The following is a 16,208-nucleotide window of genomic DNA, read 5'->3' as shown; positions in this document are numbered from 1 at the left end:
GATATCATGTCTAAAGAGACTCAATTAAAAGTTGAAGCAATCAAGAACGGAACGGTTATCGACCATATCCCAGCCAACATCGGGATCAAGGTACTCAAACTGTTCGACATGCATAACTCAAATCAGCGAGTAACGATTGGCCTAAACCTGCCATCTTCTGCTCTAGGCGGCAAAGACTTACTCAAGATAGAGAATGTTTTTATCACTGAAGAACAGGCGAGCAAGTTAGCACTTTACGCACCTCACGCAACGGTAAACCAAATCGAAGATTACGAAGTGGTTAAGAAGCTACCACTAGAACTTCCTGAGCAAATCAATGATGTGTTTGAGTGTCCAAACACCAACTGTATTACTCACAATGAGCCCGTAGAAAGCAGCTTTAAGATCTTTGAAAAGAAAGAAGATATTCGATTGAAGTGTAAGTACTGCGAAAAAGTATTCTCTCGTGAGATCGTGACAGAAAGATAACGTCATACGGCAACGCCGATCGAACGCAAAAACTATTCAATACCTCGCCTGTGCGGGGTATTTTGCTCTTTACCTATCCTGAGTTTGAAGGCACACTAAAAATTGCTTTTTATCCAATAACTGACGGAATAACCAATGACTAAAGTACTTCACACAGAATCTGCTCCAGCTGCAATCGGCCCATACGTACAAGGTGTTGACCTTGGCAATATGGTTCTGACTTCTGGTCAAATCCCAGTAAACCCAGCAACTGGTGAAGTATCTGCTGATATCGCAGAGCAAGCTCGCCAATCTCTAGACAACGTTCAAGCGGTTGTTGAAGCTTCTGGCCTGACTGTAAAAGACATCGTAAAACTAACGGTATTCGTTAAAGACCTAAACGACTTCGGCACAGTAAACGAAGTTTACGGTAAGTTCTTTGATGAGCACGGTGTTGCAAACTACCCTGCACGTTCATGTGTTGAAGTAGCTCGTCTACCAAAAGATGTAGGTATCGAGATCGAAGCTATTGCGGTTCGCAAATAGGTTTTTACCTCTAGAATAAACGGTTTCTAGTAAATGAGCAGACATAAAGCTGAGCGTTTATCAGATACAAAAAAGGTTGCCCAATTGGCAACCTTTTTTATTGTTCATCGTTTCACTTAGATGATTACTTCTTATTAAGCTCAACCACTTCTTTGTCTAACTCTTCAAGCTTAGCAGCCATCTGCTCACGGGCTAAGTTAGCCAGTTGACGAACATTAGACTTATCGTAATCTTCAGTGCTGATTGGTGGCAACATTTCAACAATCACATGACCATTATTCCAACGGTTCAGCTTCACGCTACCTGTTGAGCTGCACACGATAGGGATAATAGGTAAGCCAGCGCCAATCGCAGCATGGAAAGCACCCGTTTTGAATGGCAACAAACCACGACCACGAGAACGAGTCCCCTCAGGGAACATCCAAACCGAAACATCACTCTCTTTTAGACTAGTAACCACTTGATCGATCGTACCTACCGCTTTGCTGCGGTTAGCTCGGTCAATTAGGATATTACCCGTCAACCAGTACAACTGACCAAAAAGAGGCATCCACGCTAGGCTTTTCTTACCTACTGTCACAACTTTAGGTGTTACCGCTGATGAAATCGTAAATAGATCCCAGCTGTTTTGGTGATTTGCAACATAAACATGTTGGCCACGAGAGTAAGCATCTTCCGGGATGCGAAGCTCTAACTTCATGCCAAAGATTTTCGACATGCGACCGAAATAACGGCCAAAGGTAAATACGTGTTTCGGGTTACGTGGGCTTAATAGACAATAGCCACAACCAAATACAAACATAAGAATCGCAAATATCGCCACTGCGAAAATACGTAATATTGCTATCATTTTGCTCCTCACAACCGCCAAGTTGATTCATCTATTCACACAAAATAGGCAATAGATTCACTTGCGGTAAATACAACTATAAAAAAGCCGAAACCAAGGTTCCGACTTTTATGTTTTCATCTTACTGATTCATGAATCCACTAACCTAAGTTAGTTCGACTCGCTAAATCGTGTAATGTTTGCGCCTAAAGCTGAAAGTTTATCTTCAATCTTATCGTAGCCACGATCGATGTGATAAATACGGTCAACGATAGTTTCGCCTTGGGCAATACAGCCAGCAATAACTAGACTCGCAGATGCACGAAGATCCGTTGCCATTACTTGAGCGCCGCTTAACTTCTCAGTTTCACCACAGATAGCCGTGTTGCCTTCGATTTCTGCTTTTGCACCCATTCGCTGTAACTCAGGAATGTGCATAAATCGGTTTTCAAAGATAGTCTCAGTGATAACACCACTGCCCTTCGCCATCATGTTGAGCAGAGTAAACTGTGCTTGCATGTCGGTAGGGAAACCTGGGTGAGGTGCTGTTACGATTTTCACCGCTTTCAGCTCACGATCTGTCATATCAAGGCTGATCCAGTCTTCGCCCGTTTCAACCTTCGCACCCGCTTCTTCAAGCTTCGCTAATGCAGCTTCAAGAAGATGAGCGTTGGTGTTGCGACAAACCACTTTACCGCCAGAAACAGCAGCAGCAACAAGGAACGTACCCGTTTCGATACGGTCAGCAACCACAGAGTGATGACCACCACCAAGACGTTCAACGCCTTCGATAGTAATCGTGTCTGTACCTGCGCCAGAAATCTTAGCACCTAGTTTGTTTAGGAAATCAGCCGTATCAACAATCTCAGGCTCACGCGCTGAGTTATCTAATACAGTTGTACCTTCCGCTAGCGTTGCTGCACACATGATAGTAATGGTGGCACCCACACTTACTTTATCCATCACGATGTGCGCGCCTTTCAAACGGCCGTCAACACTTGCTTTTACATAACCATCTTCCAACTTAATGGTCGCACCTAGTTGCTCTAGGCCATGGATATGTAAATCAACAGGTCGAGCGCCAATTGCACAACCACCAGGAAGTGACACTTGGCCTTCACCAAAACGAGCGACTAGAGGACCTAAAGCCCAAATAGAAGCACGCATTGTTTTTACTAAATCATAAGGCGCACAAAATTCATTAATCTCGCTGCCATCAACATGAACACTACCGTTACGTGATACTTTTGCGCCTAAACGCTTAAGTAGTTCCATCGTAGTATCGATGTCACGTAGGTGAGGAACATTACTCACTTCAACCGGCTCTTCAGCAAGGATTGAGGCGAATAAAATAGGTAGCGCTGCATTTTTTGCGCCTGAGATCGTCACTTCACCGCTTAACGGCTTATCCGATCCAATAACTCGAAACTTTTCCATCATAAACCTTAAAGTGACATCAGTTTCTTATCACGTTCCCACTCTTCTGGCGTGAAAGCCTTAATAGAAAGAGCATGGATGTCATTGCGTTGAATGTATTCCATTAGTGGGCCGTAGATTAGTTGCTGCTTCTTAACTCGATTCATGCCGTCAAAACATGCATCAACCGCAACAACTTCGTAATGACTGCCTTCACCCTTCACGAAAATCTCCTGAAGGTTCAGTGCCGCTGCTAATAATTCTTGTACTTTTGTGCTGTCCACAAATAGCTCCTGCCTAATTTTTTATGTGTTCTGCCATCATTGGCTGGATATTGCTCAATTGGAACAACGTTCGTAATTGTTCTGGCACGAAACTGAGCATTATATGACAGTTTTGATTTTTTGCATGCTCTAATAAGTGAATTAGCATCACCATTCCTGCTGAATCGACTCGATTTATATGGCTAAGGTCAATTTCAACGCTCGATTCCGTCGTTTGCCACTTTTCCAATATACGCCAGATTGCAGGGACACTGTCTCGGTCTATATCACCGAGCAGCTGATACTCTTTAGAGCTTAGTGCTTGCCATTGAGAGTGGCTCATTATTTATTACTCTCAAAACGAATCGGTTGTGCTGCAAGTTTCTCTAATTCATCGGCAACTTGTAAAATGCCTTCTTGACGAATTTTAGTATTCCACTCTGATTGCTTGCTCGATAATAGGCTAATACCTTCAGCAACCATATCAAACGCCTTCCACTCGCCCGACTTCTTGTCTTTGCGTAGCTTAAATTCAAGCTTAATGTTTGGTCGCGGCGTATCTATGATACTAACCTTAATACTGGTAATACGGCTATCTGCTTTGATTTTTGGTTCTGGACCAAATTCAATCGTCTGATCTGTGTACTGAGTCAGTACTTGAGCGTAAGAAGATACAAGGTATTTACGGAACGCATCGATAAACACGCCTACGTCTTTTCTATCCGCGCCTTTCAAGTTTGGACCTAGCAGTTTAAGAGCCGCATATTGAGCATTAACATAGGGCATCAACTCTTCTTCCACAATGACCTTCAATAACTCAGGATCTTGCTGGATATTCTCTTGCTCACTCTTTAAACGATCAAATGCCACTTCAGCAACTTGCGTCATCATCTGATAAGGCTGAGTGCGATCAATCGATTCTGCAGCAAAAACTTGAGCAGAAATAAGTGAAGCCATTGCTACCATAAACATTGATTTCAAGTAACCGATATCTTTTAAATGACTAATATCTTTTAAATGACTAATAGTTTTCAACATCATCTTACTCCTTAGCTTCGCTGTCATCAGAGCCACCAACGCTATACAGCACTTGGCCAATCAAATCTTCTAGTACTAATGCTGACTTGGTGTCTTCAATAGAATCACCATCAACCAACATCTCTTCATCATCAAAAATGAAGCCAGGAACCAGACTAATGTACTGCTCACCGATTAAGCCAGACGTTAAGATTTGAGCACTAGAGGTATCTGGAAATTGTGAGTACTTCGCATCAATAGATAATTCAACGACAGGAAGGTAACTCTCGGTATCAAGCTCAATACTTTTAACTCGACCGACAACGACGCCACCCACCTTCACTGGAGAGCGAACTTTTAGGCTACCAATGTTGTCAAAGGTCGCTTTTAGATTGTAAGTATGGTTCGAACCTAAGCCTTTTACGTCAGCGACTTGAAAGATCATGATTAAGATTGCGCAAATTCCGACAATAACAAAGGTGCCGACCCATAATTCTAATTTTCGAGTTTGTTGCATGATTAATTCCCAAACATCAATGCGGTAAGAACAAAATCTAGCCCTAATACCGCTAGAGAAGAGTGCACTACAGTGCGTGTGGTTGCCTGACTAATACCTTCTGAGGTCGGTACCGCATCATAACCATTAAAAAGTGCGATCCAAGTTACTGTGATAGCAAAGACCATACATTTGATCGTGCTGTTACCAATATCTCGACCTAGCTCAACGGAAGACTGCATCGCTGACCAGAAACTGCCGTGGTCAATGCCCTTCCAATCAACACCAACTAACTGAGCCCCCCAAATCCCGACCGCCATAAAGATCATAGCGAGCAGTGGCATTGAGATAAGCCCGGCCCAAAGGCGTGGCGCAATAATGCGTTTGAGAGGATCGACGGCCATCATTTCAAGGCTAGAGATCTGTTCGGTTGCTTTCATTAAGCCGATCTCAGCCGTTAATGCTGAACCTGCGCGGCCTGCAAACAATAACGCAGTCACCACTGGGCCCAACTCACGTAACAGTGAAAGCGCGACCATTTGACCAAGGTTACCTTCAGCACCGTAGTCGATTAACACGACATAGCCTTGCAGGCTGAGCACCATGCCAATAAACAAACCCGAAACTAAAATGATAGCTAATGACTGAACACCAACGCTATAAAGTTGTTTAACGAATAAAGGGAAATTCTTTAGTCTCGGGATGCCAAACAAAGCCCCAAATAACATCAGGCTTGCTCGACCAAATGACTCACAGATCGCAAGTGTTCGCTTACCGACACCCGCAATAGCTTTAACAATCATATTAAAACAAATCCTCTTTTAAGCTCTTCGCAGGAAATCTAAACGGCACAGGGCCATCCGCGTCACCTTGCAAAAATTGCTGCACTCTCGGATCACTGTTGTTGTACAACTCATCAGGCGCACCAGCAGCAATGATTTTTCCATCAGCCATCAGATAAACCCAATCGGCAATACTCATCACCTCAGGCACATCGTGAGAAACGACAATAGAGGTTAAGCCCAAAGCTTGATTGAGATTGCGGATCAGCTCAACTAAGACGCCCATAGTTATCGGGTCTTGGCCAACAAATGGTTCATCGTACATGATGAGTTCTGGATCCAATGCGATCGCACGAGCCAACGCGGCACGTCTCGCCATCCCACCAGACAATTCACTCGGCATCAATTGCGCAGCACCTCGTAACCCTACCGCTTCAAGCTTAAGTAATACGATGGTACGAATGAATTTTTCATTAAGTTCAGTGTGCTCTCGCAGCGGAAACGCCACATTATCAAAGACATTAAGATCAGTAAAAAGTGCACCCGATTGGAAAAGCATGCTCATTTTCTTGCGGGCTTGATATAGCTTACGACGTGATAATGCAGGGATATTGTCGCCATCAAACCAAATTTCGCCCTCATCTGGCGGTAATTGTCCGCCAATCAAACGCAGCAAGGTCGTTTTACCGATCCCTGACGGGCCCATGATTGCGGTTATTTTGCCTTGAGGCACCTCTAAACTGATGTCATCAAAGATAACGCGCTCACCGCGTGAGAAGCTGAGGTTCTTAACTTTCACAAGCTCAGTGTTCAACATATTTTTGTTGTTTCCTTGCTTTAAAATACGCCAATTATGGCTGCAATAATAATGAGTCTACTTTAGAATTAAAAGCACTGTTCAATTAATTCATATTAAACAGGAATCTATGCAGGGATTTGAAAGCATTAGAAAATTATCTATTGAGCTCTCTTTCTTGCCTGCTAACTGGTAATTAATTTGCCGAGTGACTTCCCTTTTATCTAGCAACAGGTCAAAATTAGCGGTTAATTCTCCGTTTTTTATTAATTTTTTAGGAATCATCATGCTTGAAGCGATTGCGTTTCTTATTATCGGTCTAGGTTTTTTGGTGTGGAGTGCAGATAAGCTGGTTTACGGCGCCGCTGCTCTTGCTCGCAACTTTGGTATCTCACCATTAGTTATCGGTATGACGATTCTAGCAATGGGGTCTTCGGCTCCTGAAATGATGGTTTCAGCAACAGCTGCTCTTGATGGAAAAACAGATACGGCTGTAGGTAACGTTCTCGGTTCAAACATCGCCAACATCGCACTGATTTTGGGTATTACAGCGCTTATCAAACCGCTATCAATTAGCTCTGGTGTGATTCGCCGTGAACTACCATTGATGATTGGTGTCACTCTACTAGCGGGCGCTTTGCTGTGGGACAACCATTTAGGGTTCTACGAAGGCGTATTGTTGTTTGTTCTTTTTGCCGCATTCTTGTTCGCGATGCTGCAAATCAGCCGCAGTGAGAAAAAGAACGGCGATGCCTTCCTTGAAGAACAAGAATCTGAAGTTCCTGAAGGCGTGAGCAACCCTAAAGCCGCAATGTGGGTGGTAGTTGGTCTGATTATTCTGCCTCTAGCTGCCAACATGTTGGTTGATAACGCCGTTGTTATCGCGAAGTTCTTTGGCATGAGCGACCTTGTGATTGGTTTAACCATTATTGCCGTTGGTACAAGCCTGCCTGAGCTAGCAGCATCACTTGCTGGCGTAATGAAGGGTGAGGATGATATGGCCGTGGGTAATATCATTGGCTCGAACGTATTCAACATCCTTGCTGTTATGGGTATCCCTGGCATCCTCAACCCTTCAGTCTTGAGCGAGTTTGCGATGGGTCGTGATTTCTGGGTAATGCTAGGCGTATCGCTACTGCTTGTCGTCATGGCGCTAGGTAAATCACGTAGTGTGAATCGTATTGAAGGCGGTGTGTTAATTGTGACATTCGTGGCCTACCAAGCTTACCTACTTATGAACATGTCAGCTTAATTATTGATTTAACTTCCCGTACTTGGAGTATTTAATGTCTCAGTCATTCGATTATCGCAGTGTTGCAAAGCAAGTTTTGGAAACCGAAGTTGCAGGTCTTACTCAATTGGACCAATATTTTAATGATGACTTTTGCAAAGCTTGTGACCTTATCCTGAACAACAAAGGAAAAGTGGTTGTGATGGGCATGGGAAAATCTGGCCACATCGGCAAAAAAATAGCAGCAACACTAGCAAGTACTGGGACATCCGCTTTCTTCGTACACCCCGGGGAGGCTGCGCACGGTGACTTAGGAATGATCGGGGCTGGCGATGTTGTGATAGCAATATCCAACTCTGGCGAATCAGGTGAAATCCTAAGCTTGTTCCCGGTATTGAAGCGTTTGAACATCAAGATTATCAGCATGACAGGTAAGCCAGCATCAAATATGGCGACTTTGTCTGATATTCATTTACAAATATCAGTGCCAGAAGAAGCGTGTCCATTAGGGCTTGCACCAACAACCAGTACAACGGCAACCTTGGTGATGGGTGATGCATTAGCCGTCGCACTGTTACAGGCCAGAGGCTTTACTGCGCAAGATTTTGCTTTGTCCCACCCTGGCGGCGCTTTGGGTCGACAACTATTATTGAAGCTTGAAGATATCATGCATACGGGCGATGCACTCCCAGTGGTAGCTCCGGAAGCATTGGTACGAGACGCTCTTTTGGAGATATCTCAAAAAGGCTTGGGGATGACGGCTATCGTGGGTGAAGACGGTCTAATGACCGGTATTTTTACTGATGGTGATTTGCGCCGTATCCTAGACAAGCGTATCGATATCCATGACACGCAGATCGGCGACGTGATGACGCTAAATCCGACGGTAGCGGAACCAAACATGCTCGCAGTTGAGGGTTTGAACTTGATGCAAGCTAAGAGCATCAATGGCCTAATGTTGTGCCATGAAGGCAAACTAGTCGGAGCGTTAAACATGCATGACTTACTGAAAGCAGGAGTAATGTAATGACACAGACAGTCGAAACTCTATACGGCACGGTAGATTCAGAAGTGTTTGCCGTAGCAAAAGAGATCAAATTGCTTATTTGCGATGTCGATGGCGTGTTCTCAGATGGTCGCATCTACATGGGCAACAACGGTGAAGAACTGAAAACCTTCCACACTCGTGATGGCTATGGCATTAAGTCACTGATGAACGCTGGTATCGAAATCGCGATCATCACTGGCCGTAAATCTCAAATTGTTGAGAATCGAATGACCGCTCTCGGTATTAAGCTTATTTACCAAGGTCAGGATGATAAAGTTAAGGCATATCAAGATATTTGCGATAAGCTTTCTGTAAATCCTGAAAATACGGGCTACATCGGAGACGATCTGATCGACTGGCCTGTGATGGAAAAAGTTGGCTTGAAAGTATGTGTTGCAGATGGTCATCCACTACTTGCAAAGCGTGCAAATTACGTGACAACCATTAACGGTGGTCACGGTGCGGTACGTGAAGTTTGCGACCTTATTTTACAAGCAAGAAATGAACTCGACGTGCATAAAGGTTTAAGCATATGAGTTTTACTCGTATTATCTATTTAATACTCATATTTATTGCCTCTTGGTCGACCTATTACTTGTACGACAAAGAGCAAACATCAACGATACAAGTGGCTCCAAATTTGGAGCTGCCCGCGTTTAGTGGCAAAAGTCTAAACAACATTAGCTATGACGAAAGCGGTATTCGTAGCTATCAGGTTGAATCGACGTATTTAGAGCACTACTCAGTGGTTGGCGATACGCACTTTCAAAACCCGGTTCTTTCGGTATTCCGAGAAGGGCACACGATTGAATGGCAAGTCACCGCTGATCGCGCGATTATGGATGAGAATCAAGTTGTCACGTTTTATGACAACGTCGTGGCAAAGAACCTGTTGCCAGAAGCCAGCTTCGATACAATGACCACAGATAAAATGGTTGTTGAGCTGACTAGCCGAGATTTTTATTCAGAGACTCCGGTCCATATGATCGGTACATTTTTTGAAACTGAGGGACAAGCAATGAAAGGTAACTTCGGTACCAACAATGCAACCCTCTTTAATTCTGTTCAAGGTAGATATGAAACTCTTACACCTTAGTTTATTCGCTTTGACCCTTGCGGCGCCTAATGTCTATGCCCTTTCTTCGGATAGCGAGCAACCTGTCTACATTGACTCAGACAGCCAGCAATTGGATATGAAAAGTAACCAAGTGACTTTCCTTGGTGATGTAAACCTTAAGCAAGGCAGCATCAATATCAATGCCGATAAGGTTATTGTTACCCGCAACGCCGTAAACGGTGAGATTGAAGAAATTCAAGGCTTCGGTAAGCCAGCGACCTTCTCTCAACTGACTGACGACGGGAAGACACTCTACGGTGAAGCTGACGACTTACATTACCAGCTTGTTGCCGACAAATTGATCATGACTAAGAATGCAATGCTATCTCAAGATGGCAGCATCATTCGTGGCTCTAAGATCACCTACCAGATCGGCTCTCAAAAATTAGTCGCCGACAGTGGTGAAAACAAACGAGTGTCAACGGTTTTACAACCAACGGAAGTGAATAAGTAACGATGGCTGTTCTTAAAGCAAAAAACCTAGCGAAAACCTACAGCAAGCGCAAAGTTGTTACCGATGTAAGCTTGCAGGTAGAGTCAGGCCAGATCGTTGGTCTGCTTGGCCCTAACGGTGCGGGGAAAACGACCTCTTTCTATATGATAGTTGGCCTGGTTGCGCGTGATGAAGGTACTATCAGCATTGACGACCGTGACATCAGTATCTTGCCAATGCACAGTCGTTCTCGTCTTGGTATCGGTTACCTACCGCAAGAAGCATCGATTTTCCGTAAGTTGTCTGTTGAGAACAACATCATGGCCGTTTTACAAACCCGTGATGAGATGACTAACGAACAGCGCCAAGATAAGCTGGAAGACCTTCTAGAAGAGTTTCACATCCAACATATCCGCACCAGTAATGGTATGGCTCTGTCAGGTGGTGAGCGTCGTCGTGTGGAGATTGCTCGAGCTCTAGCAGCAAACCCGCAATTCATTCTGCTGGATGAACCGTTTGCCGGTGTTGACCCGATCTCAGTTATCGATATCAAGAAAATCATTGTTCACCTACGCGATCGCGGCTTGGGCGTTTTGATTACCGATCACAACGTTCGTGAAACATTAGATGTGTGTGAAAAAGCTTACATCGTAAGCCAAGGACACCTGATCGCTGAGGGTACTCCTGAAGATGTTCTCAATAACGAACAAGTTAAACAAGTTTATCTAGGCGAACAATTCCGTCTATGATTATATAGAGAGTATCGAGAGTTCTAAGAATAATAACTAGGTAAGTCACACTGAATGAAACCCTCATTACAACTTAAGCTAGGCCAACAGTTAGCAATGACTCCTCAATTGCAGCAAGCGATTCGTTTGTTGCAATTGTCTACTTTAGATTTGCAGCAAGAGATTCAAGAAGCACTTGAATCTAATCCACTACTCGATGTCGAAGAAGGCAATGAAGATACGCCTACATCGGAAGAGAAACCTAGCAGTGACGAGAAAGAAACAGTTGAAGCCACAGAGCAAGATTTACCTGATAGTTCAGACTTAATCGAAAAATCAGAAATTGGCAACGAACTAGAAATCGACACAACTTGGGAAGACGTCTACAGCGCAAACACAGGTAACACTGGTATTGCGATTGATGACGACATGCCTGTTTATCAAGGCGAAACGACTCAAAGCCTACACGATTACCTACTTTGGCAACTCGACCTAACACCATTCTCTGAAACTGACCGAAGCATTGCTTTCGCGCTGATTGATGCCATTGATGACTATGGCTACCTCACCGTATCTTGTGAAGATATCCTTGAAAACTTCGATAGCGAAGAAGTAGAGCTTGATGAGATTGAAGCCGTCCGCAAACGAGTTCAGCAGTTTGACCCGCTGGGTGTCGGTTCAGTAAACCTACAAGATTGCTTGTTACTGCAACTGGCAACCTTTCCCCAGGATACCCCTTGGCTTAACGAAGCTAAGTTAGTACTTACTAGCCACATCGACCAACTCGGTAACCGCGATTACAAATTAGTCATCAAAGAAACCAAGCTGAAAGAAGCGGAACTACGTGAGGTTCTGCAACTGATTCAGCAACTGGATCCTCGACCTGGCAGTAAGATTACACCGGACGAAACTGAATATGTGGTTCCAGACGTAACGGTGTTCAAAGATCTTGGAAAGTGGTTAGTCACCATTAACCCTGATAGTGTCCCTAAGCTGAAAGTAAATCAGCAATATGCCGCTCTTGGTAGCAAGGGCAGCAGCGCAGACAACCAATTCATTCGCTCAAATTTGCAAGAAGCAAAATGGCTAATCAAAAGCTTAGAAAGCCGAAATGAGACGCTACTCAAAGTTGCGCGATGCATTGTTGAACATCAGCGTGATTTCTTCGAACATGGCGAAGAAGCGATGAAGCCAATGGTTCTGAATGATGTTGCGTTAGCCGTTGATATGCACGAATCCACGATCTCTCGTGTGACGACTCAAAAATTCATGCACACGCCACGTGGCATCTTCGAACTCAAATACTTTTTCTCAAGCCATGTCAGCACTGACAATGGCGGTGAATGTTCATCTACAGCAATTCGCGCACTCATTAAGAAGCTTGTCGCAGCGGAAAATACCGCGAAGCCTCTCAGTGACAGTAAGATTGCTGCTTTACTGGCTGACCAAGGAATTCAGGTAGCTAGACGTACCATAGCGAAATACCGTGAGTCTCTGGGCATTGCCCCATCGAGTCAGCGTAAACGCCTGCTATAAGCTAATTTAGTTAGCTATTTAGTTAACTATTAATTTAGTTATAACCTGGCAACCAACTGAAAAGGAAAGTCTATGCAAATCAATATTCAAGGCCATCACGTTGATCTTACCGATTCAATGCAAGACTATGTTCGCACTAAATTCGACAAACTTGAGCGCTTCTTTGATCATATCAATAGCGTTCAGGTTGTTTTAAAAGTTGAGAAAATCAATCAAATCGCGGAAGCTACCCTGCATATAAATCAGGGGGAAATCCATGCGACAGCAACTGATGAAAGCATGTATGCCGCAATTGATTCATTGGTTGATAAACTCGTCCGCCAACTCAACAAGCACAAAGAAAAGCTAAGTAGTCACTAACATGCAATTAAGCGAAGTACTTTCATTGGACTGCACCAAAAGTGCAGTCCAATGCACAAGCAAAAAAAGAGCCCTTGAGCTCATCAGTCAGATCGCTGCAGAAAGCTGTGGTCAAGATTCAACAGAACTGTTTGAGTGCATGTTGAGCCGTGAAAAAATGGGCAGTACTGGTATTGGTAATGGCATCGCTATTCCTCATGCTCGTATGAATGTCAGTGATAAAGCGATAGCTGTATTACTACAATGCCAAGACCCAATCGAATTTGATGCGATTGATAATCGTCCTGTCGACCTACTATTTGCCCTGCTTGTTCCAAGTGAACAGTGCAAGGAACATCTAAAAACCCTTTCATGTATGGCAGAACGACTTAACGACAAGCAGACTCTTAAAAAGTTGCGTAATGCTCAAAGCGATCAAGAGCTTTACGACATCATGATCCAAGTGCCAACTTGCGAGCAATAACATGCGATTAATCGTTGTGAGTGGCCAATCTGGGGCCGGTAAAAGTGTTGCGTTACGAGTCCTTGAAGACTTGGGGTATTACTGTGTTGATAATCTTCCAGTAAACCTGCTAAGCGACTTCGTCGAATCGGTACGCGAGATCAATCAAAACGTCGCTGTTAGCATTGATATTCGCAACCTACCGAAAGAACCGCAGTTAGTTACAGAGACACTAGAACAACTAGAAGCCGCCACTGATATTGATGTGAACGTTTTGTTCCTAGACGCAAGTAAGCAAACGCTACTCAAACGCTACAGCGAAACACGCAGAATCCATCCTTTGTCGATCGGTCAGGAAAAGTTATCTCTTGAGCAAGCGATTGATTTAGAAAAGACACTCCTAACACCTCTCGCAGAGCAAGCCAGCATTGTGATTGACAGCAGTGACTGTAACCTCTATGAATTGAGCGAAAAGGTTCGATTTAAAGTTGAAGGTAAAGAGAAGCAAGAGCTGATCATTGTCTTTCAATCTTTCGGTTTCAAATACGGCCTACCAAGTGATGCTGACTATGTGTTTGATGTTCGCTTTTTGCCGAATCCTCACTGGGAACCCGCACTGCGACCATTAACGGGTCTTGATGCACCCATTCACTCTTTTCTTGAAAAACATTCAGAAGTTCTTGAACTCAAGCAGCAAATTCAAGGCTTTGTTGAGCAGTGGTTGCCAATGTTAGAGAAGAATAATCGCAGTTATCTAACGGTCGCGATTGGTTGTACTGGCGGTAAACACCGCTCGGTTTACCTAACTCAGAAAATTGGTGAATACTTCGAACAACTTGGCCATCAAGTTCAAATCAGACACGCCTCCCTAGAGAAGCACCAACAGGGCTAACCATGGAATTAACTCGAACTGTACTGATCCAAAATCGCTTGGGTCTTCACGCTAGAGCAGCCGTAAAATTGGTTGAGCTTGCACAAAGCTTTGATGCAACCATCACTATCCATAGTGAAGAAGATAAAACGGCAACAGCAGACAGTGTAATGGGGCTACTTATGCTGGAGTCGGCGCAAGGGCAACACATCACCATCCAAGCCGCAGGCACCGATTCACAGCAAGCGCTTGATGCCGTTTGTCACCTAATTGAAGACCGATTTGATGAAGGCGAGTAGCAAAAACGCTTCACTCACAACATCTAGAACTCAAACCACGCATCAACCAATATTAATTCTTAGCTCTACCTAAGTTAATGATTTAAATAAGCCCCAGAATTAAGTTACTATTCCAAGCATTGTTAGAATAATGAGATAGGAGGAAAATATGGCAGAGCAATTAGAATTCGACCAAGCTCACCAAACCCTCCAAGAAGTCAGCGAAGCCCTAGAAAACGGCCGATTTGTTCACGTACGCCGACAACTTCAGGATATGGAACCTGAGGATATTGCACACCTTTTAGAAGCCTCCCCTCGCAAAAGTCGTGACGTACTCTGGCAACTCACCGATCCTGAAGACTACGGTGAAATTCTTGATGAGCTAAACGAAGACGTCAAAGATGCTCTTGTGTCGAAAATGGCACCAGAGACCTTGGCAGAAGCAACAGAAGGCATGGAAACCGATGACGTCGCGTACGTACTTCGAAGCCTACCTGACGATGTTTCTCGCGAAGTCCTTTCTCAAATGGACTCCGTTGATCGTGCTTTAGTTGAAACCGCACTATCGTACCCAGAAGATTCAGCGGGTGCGTTAATGAACACCGACGTAATCACGATCCGCGGTGATGTCGATGTTGAGGTCGTACTGCGTTATTTACGTATGCGTGGTGAATTACCTGACGCTACCGATGCATTATATGTTATCGATGACGACGAACGCCTCATTGGTAACCTATCGCTCAGCACACTGATTACGACTCAGCCTGATGTGTCTGTTTCAGAAGTGATGGAAGATGCCGACGAAGCGATCGCCGTTGAAACCAGTGCCTCTGATATCGCCAGCCTGTTCGAACGTCGTAACTGGGTGTCAGCTCCTGTTGTCGATGTAAATCAACATCTTGTCGGTCGTATCACGATCGATGACGTGGTTGATGTTATCCGTGAAGATGCCGAGCACTCAATGATGAGTATGGCGGGTATGGACGATGACGAAGATACCTTCGCACCGGTCGTAAAATCCGCTCGGCGTCGTAGTGTATGGCTAGGCGCAAACGTTTTGGCAGCACTCGCGGCAGCGTCTGTGTCGAATATGTTTGAGGCCACACTGAATGAGATGGCCGCGATTGCCGTTTTGATGACTATCGTACCGTCCATGGGTGGTGTGGCAGGTAACCAAACCGTCGCTCTAGTGATTCGTGGTTTAGCGCTTGGTCACATTGGTGACAGTAACAAACGCGAACTGCTACTCAAAGAAGCCTCTATCGGCTTCCTTAACGGTATTCTATGGGCCGTTATCATTGGCGGCATAGTGGTTGCTTGGAAAGGCAATTGGATCTTGGGAGCCATCATCTCAGCAGCGATGATGACAAACTTGATTGTCGCGGGTATCGCCGGTGTAACCATTCCTGTGATGCTGAAGAAGATGAATATCGACCCTGCCCTTGCAGGCGGTATGGCTCTGACCACAGTAACCGATGTGATTGGCCTATCGGTATTCTTAGGCCTAGCCACCATTCTTATCTAACTCATGCTTATCTAGTGTGAATAAACAGATAGCCAGTTCTAAGATGG

Annotated in this window: 22 protein-coding genes; 14 read left to right on the top strand and 8 right to left on the bottom strand. The window is 44.5% G+C overall.

What is annotated here, in order from left to right:
- Positions 1-6: 6 nt before the first annotated feature.
- Positions 7-468: an aspartate carbamoyltransferase regulatory subunit gene (gene pyrI / locus AACU28_RS09700; RefSeq protein WP_004735320.1), complete on the top strand. Its 462-nt coding sequence runs from the start codon at positions 7-9 to the stop codon at positions 466-468.
- 135 nt (positions 469-603) lie between these two features.
- The gene (locus tag AACU28_RS09695) at positions 604-993 is read left to right on the top strand and encodes a RidA family protein (protein ID WP_004735319.1); all 390 of its coding nucleotides are present in this window, start codon (positions 604-606) and stop codon (positions 991-993) included.
- A gap of 124 nt (positions 994-1,117) precedes the next feature.
- Here the strand turns inward: AACU28_RS09695 and AACU28_RS09690 are convergent, their stop codons facing one another.
- From AACU28_RS09690 to mlaF, 8 genes are all read right to left on the bottom strand, one after another.
- The gene (locus tag AACU28_RS09690; RefSeq protein WP_121602846.1) at positions 1,118-1,843 is read right to left on the bottom strand and encodes a 1-acylglycerol-3-phosphate O-acyltransferase; all 726 of its coding nucleotides are present in this window, start codon (positions 1,841-1,843) and stop codon (positions 1,118-1,120) included.
- A gap of 150 nt (positions 1,844-1,993) precedes the next feature.
- On the bottom strand, positions 1,994-3,259 hold the full coding sequence (murA, locus tag AACU28_RS09685) for a UDP-N-acetylglucosamine 1-carboxyvinyltransferase (RefSeq protein ID WP_004735317.1): 1,266 nt from the start codon (positions 3,257-3,259) through the stop codon (positions 1,994-1,996).
- An 8-nt stretch (positions 3,260-3,267) separates the two neighbouring features.
- On the bottom strand, positions 3,268-3,522 hold the full coding sequence (gene ibaG / locus AACU28_RS09680) for a BolA family iron metabolism protein IbaG (protein ID WP_004735316.1): 255 nt from the start codon (positions 3,520-3,522) through the stop codon (positions 3,268-3,270).
- Positions 3,523-3,535: 13 nt separating this feature from the next.
- Positions 3,536-3,844 (bottom strand): STAS domain-containing protein, encoded by a 309-nt coding sequence (locus AACU28_RS09675; RefSeq protein ID WP_004735315.1) that lies wholly within the window; start codon positions 3,842-3,844, stop codon positions 3,536-3,538.
- The gene (locus tag AACU28_RS09670) at positions 3,844-4,473 is read right to left on the bottom strand and encodes an MlaC/ttg2D family ABC transporter substrate-binding protein (protein WP_133151766.1); all 630 of its coding nucleotides are present in this window, start codon (positions 4,471-4,473) and stop codon (positions 3,844-3,846) included. The genes AACU28_RS09675 and AACU28_RS09670 overlap by 1 nt, the downstream gene beginning before the upstream one ends.
- Positions 4,474-4,543: 70 nt before the next feature.
- Positions 4,544-5,035 carry an outer membrane lipid asymmetry maintenance protein MlaD gene (gene mlaD, locus AACU28_RS09665; protein ID WP_017078788.1) on the bottom strand — a complete coding sequence of 164 codons (492 nt, stop codon included), beginning with the start codon at positions 5,033-5,035 and terminating at the stop codon, positions 4,544-4,546.
- A gap of 2 nt (positions 5,036-5,037) precedes the next feature.
- Positions 5,038-5,817 carry a lipid asymmetry maintenance ABC transporter permease subunit MlaE gene (gene mlaE / locus AACU28_RS09660; RefSeq protein ID WP_004735312.1) on the bottom strand — a complete coding sequence of 260 codons (780 nt, stop codon included), beginning with the start codon at positions 5,815-5,817 and terminating at the stop codon, positions 5,038-5,040.
- A gap of 1 nt (position 5,818) precedes the next feature.
- Entirely contained in the window at positions 5,819-6,613 is a 795-nt protein-coding gene (gene mlaF / locus AACU28_RS09655; protein WP_004735311.1) for a phospholipid ABC transporter ATP-binding protein MlaF, read from the bottom strand.
- A 265-nt stretch (positions 6,614-6,878) separates the two neighbouring features.
- Here mlaF and AACU28_RS09650 point away from each other — a divergent pair, with 265 nt between their 5' ends.
- From AACU28_RS09650 to mgtE, 12 genes are all read left to right on the top strand, one after another.
- A complete protein-coding gene (locus tag AACU28_RS09650; RefSeq protein WP_004735309.1) occupies positions 6,879-7,844 on the top strand; it encodes a calcium/sodium antiporter in 966 nt (321 codons plus the stop codon).
- 34 nt (positions 7,845-7,878) lie between these two features.
- Positions 7,879-8,850 (top strand): KpsF/GutQ family sugar-phosphate isomerase, encoded by a 972-nt coding sequence (locus AACU28_RS09645; RefSeq protein ID WP_121602845.1) that lies wholly within the window; start codon positions 7,879-7,881, stop codon positions 8,848-8,850.
- Complete coding sequence (kdsC, locus tag AACU28_RS09640) at positions 8,850-9,407, top strand: 3-deoxy-manno-octulosonate-8-phosphatase KdsC (protein ID WP_004735307.1); 558 nt, start codon at positions 8,850-8,852, stop codon at positions 9,405-9,407. Before AACU28_RS09645 ends, kdsC begins: the two co-directional genes overlap by 1 nt.
- Positions 9,404-9,967 (top strand): LPS export ABC transporter periplasmic protein LptC, encoded by a 564-nt coding sequence (gene lptC, locus AACU28_RS09635; RefSeq protein ID WP_102492094.1) that lies wholly within the window; start codon positions 9,404-9,406, stop codon positions 9,965-9,967. Before kdsC ends, lptC begins: the two co-directional genes overlap by 4 nt.
- On the top strand, positions 9,948-10,442 hold the full coding sequence (gene lptA / locus AACU28_RS09630) for a lipopolysaccharide transport periplasmic protein LptA (RefSeq protein WP_004735305.1): 495 nt from the start codon (positions 9,948-9,950) through the stop codon (positions 10,440-10,442). The genes lptC and lptA overlap by 20 nt, the downstream gene beginning before the upstream one ends.
- Before the next feature lie 2 nt (positions 10,443-10,444).
- Positions 10,445-11,170 (top strand): LPS export ABC transporter ATP-binding protein, encoded by a 726-nt coding sequence (gene lptB, locus AACU28_RS09625; RefSeq protein ID WP_004735304.1) that lies wholly within the window; start codon positions 10,445-10,447, stop codon positions 11,168-11,170.
- Positions 11,171-11,224: 54 nt separating this feature from the next.
- Positions 11,225-12,685: an RNA polymerase factor sigma-54 gene (locus AACU28_RS09620; RefSeq protein ID WP_004735303.1), complete on the top strand. Its 1,461-nt coding sequence runs from the start codon at positions 11,225-11,227 to the stop codon at positions 12,683-12,685.
- A 72-nt stretch (positions 12,686-12,757) separates the two neighbouring features.
- Entirely contained in the window at positions 12,758-13,045 is a 288-nt protein-coding gene (gene hpf / locus AACU28_RS09615) for a ribosome hibernation promoting factor (RefSeq protein WP_004735302.1), read from the top strand.
- A gap of 1 nt (position 13,046) precedes the next feature.
- A complete protein-coding gene (gene ptsN / locus AACU28_RS09610; RefSeq protein WP_004735301.1) occupies positions 13,047-13,508 on the top strand; it encodes a PTS IIA-like nitrogen regulatory protein PtsN in 462 nt (153 codons plus the stop codon).
- A gap of 1 nt (position 13,509) precedes the next feature.
- Positions 13,510-14,379 carry an RNase adapter RapZ gene (rapZ, locus tag AACU28_RS09605; RefSeq protein WP_004735300.1) on the top strand — a complete coding sequence of 290 codons (870 nt, stop codon included), beginning with the start codon at positions 13,510-13,512 and terminating at the stop codon, positions 14,377-14,379.
- Positions 14,380-14,381: 2 nt separating this feature from the next.
- Positions 14,382-14,657: an HPr family phosphocarrier protein gene (locus AACU28_RS09600; protein ID WP_004735299.1), complete on the top strand. Its 276-nt coding sequence runs from the start codon at positions 14,382-14,384 to the stop codon at positions 14,655-14,657.
- Between the two features lie 148 nt (positions 14,658-14,805).
- Positions 14,806-16,161 carry a magnesium transporter gene (gene mgtE / locus AACU28_RS09595; RefSeq protein ID WP_121602844.1) on the top strand — a complete coding sequence of 452 codons (1,356 nt, stop codon included), beginning with the start codon at positions 14,806-14,808 and terminating at the stop codon, positions 16,159-16,161.
- The last annotated feature ends 47 nt before the right edge of the window (positions 16,162-16,208 follow it).

Origin of the sequence: Vibrio sp. SBT000027 (assembly GCF_963894355.1) — a bacterium.
GTDB classification, from domain to species: domain Bacteria; phylum Pseudomonadota; class Gammaproteobacteria; order Enterobacterales; family Vibrionaceae; genus Vibrio; species Vibrio splendidus.
Note: the sequence above shows the minus strand (reverse complement) of the source record. Positions and strands in the feature narration are given on the sequence as shown.

Excerpts from the sequence above, each read along its gene's own strand:
- pyrI (WP_004735320.1), top strand. The coding sequence starts at position 7 with ATGTCTAAAGAGACTCAATTAAAAGTTGAAGCAATCAAGAACGGAACG.
- AACU28_RS09695 (WP_004735319.1), top strand. The coding sequence starts at position 604 with ATGACTAAAGTACTTCACACAGAATCTGCTCCAGCTGCAATCGGCCCA.
- AACU28_RS09690 (WP_121602846.1), bottom strand. The coding sequence starts at position 1,843 with ATGATAGCAATATTACGTATTTTCGCAGTGGCGATATTTGCGATTCTT.
- murA (WP_004735317.1), bottom strand. The coding sequence starts at position 3,259 with ATGGAAAAGTTTCGAGTTATTGGATCGGATAAGCCGTTAAGCGGTGAA.
- AACU28_RS09675 (WP_004735315.1), bottom strand. The coding sequence starts at position 3,844 with ATGAGCCACTCTCAATGGCAAGCACTAAGCTCTAAAGAGTATCAGCTG.
- AACU28_RS09670 (WP_133151766.1), bottom strand. The coding sequence starts at position 4,473 with ATGTTTATGGTAGCAATGGCTTCACTTATTTCTGCTCAAGTTTTTGCT.
- mlaD (WP_017078788.1), bottom strand. The coding sequence starts at position 5,035 with ATGCAACAAACTCGAAAATTAGAATTATGGGTCGGCACCTTTGTTATT.
- mlaE (WP_004735312.1), bottom strand. The coding sequence starts at position 5,817 with ATGATTGTTAAAGCTATTGCGGGTGTCGGTAAGCGAACACTTGCGATC.
- mlaF (WP_004735311.1), bottom strand. The coding sequence starts at position 6,613 with ATGTTGAACACTGAGCTTGTGAAAGTTAAGAACCTCAGCTTCTCACGC.
- AACU28_RS09650 (WP_004735309.1), top strand. The coding sequence starts at position 6,879 with ATGCTTGAAGCGATTGCGTTTCTTATTATCGGTCTAGGTTTTTTGGTG.
- AACU28_RS09645 (WP_121602845.1), top strand. The coding sequence starts at position 7,879 with ATGTCTCAGTCATTCGATTATCGCAGTGTTGCAAAGCAAGTTTTGGAA.
- kdsC (WP_004735307.1), top strand. The coding sequence starts at position 8,850 with ATGACACAGACAGTCGAAACTCTATACGGCACGGTAGATTCAGAAGTG.
- lptC (WP_102492094.1), top strand. The coding sequence starts at position 9,404 with ATGAGTTTTACTCGTATTATCTATTTAATACTCATATTTATTGCCTCT.
- lptA (WP_004735305.1), top strand. The coding sequence starts at position 9,948 with ATGAAACTCTTACACCTTAGTTTATTCGCTTTGACCCTTGCGGCGCCT.
- lptB (WP_004735304.1), top strand. The coding sequence starts at position 10,445 with ATGGCTGTTCTTAAAGCAAAAAACCTAGCGAAAACCTACAGCAAGCGC.
- AACU28_RS09620 (WP_004735303.1), top strand. The coding sequence starts at position 11,225 with ATGAAACCCTCATTACAACTTAAGCTAGGCCAACAGTTAGCAATGACT.
- hpf (WP_004735302.1), top strand. The coding sequence starts at position 12,758 with ATGCAAATCAATATTCAAGGCCATCACGTTGATCTTACCGATTCAATG.
- ptsN (WP_004735301.1), top strand. The coding sequence starts at position 13,047 with ATGCAATTAAGCGAAGTACTTTCATTGGACTGCACCAAAAGTGCAGTC.
- rapZ (WP_004735300.1), top strand. The coding sequence starts at position 13,510 with ATGCGATTAATCGTTGTGAGTGGCCAATCTGGGGCCGGTAAAAGTGTT.
- AACU28_RS09600 (WP_004735299.1), top strand. The coding sequence starts at position 14,382 with ATGGAATTAACTCGAACTGTACTGATCCAAAATCGCTTGGGTCTTCAC.
- mgtE (WP_121602844.1), top strand. The coding sequence starts at position 14,806 with ATGGCAGAGCAATTAGAATTCGACCAAGCTCACCAAACCCTCCAAGAA.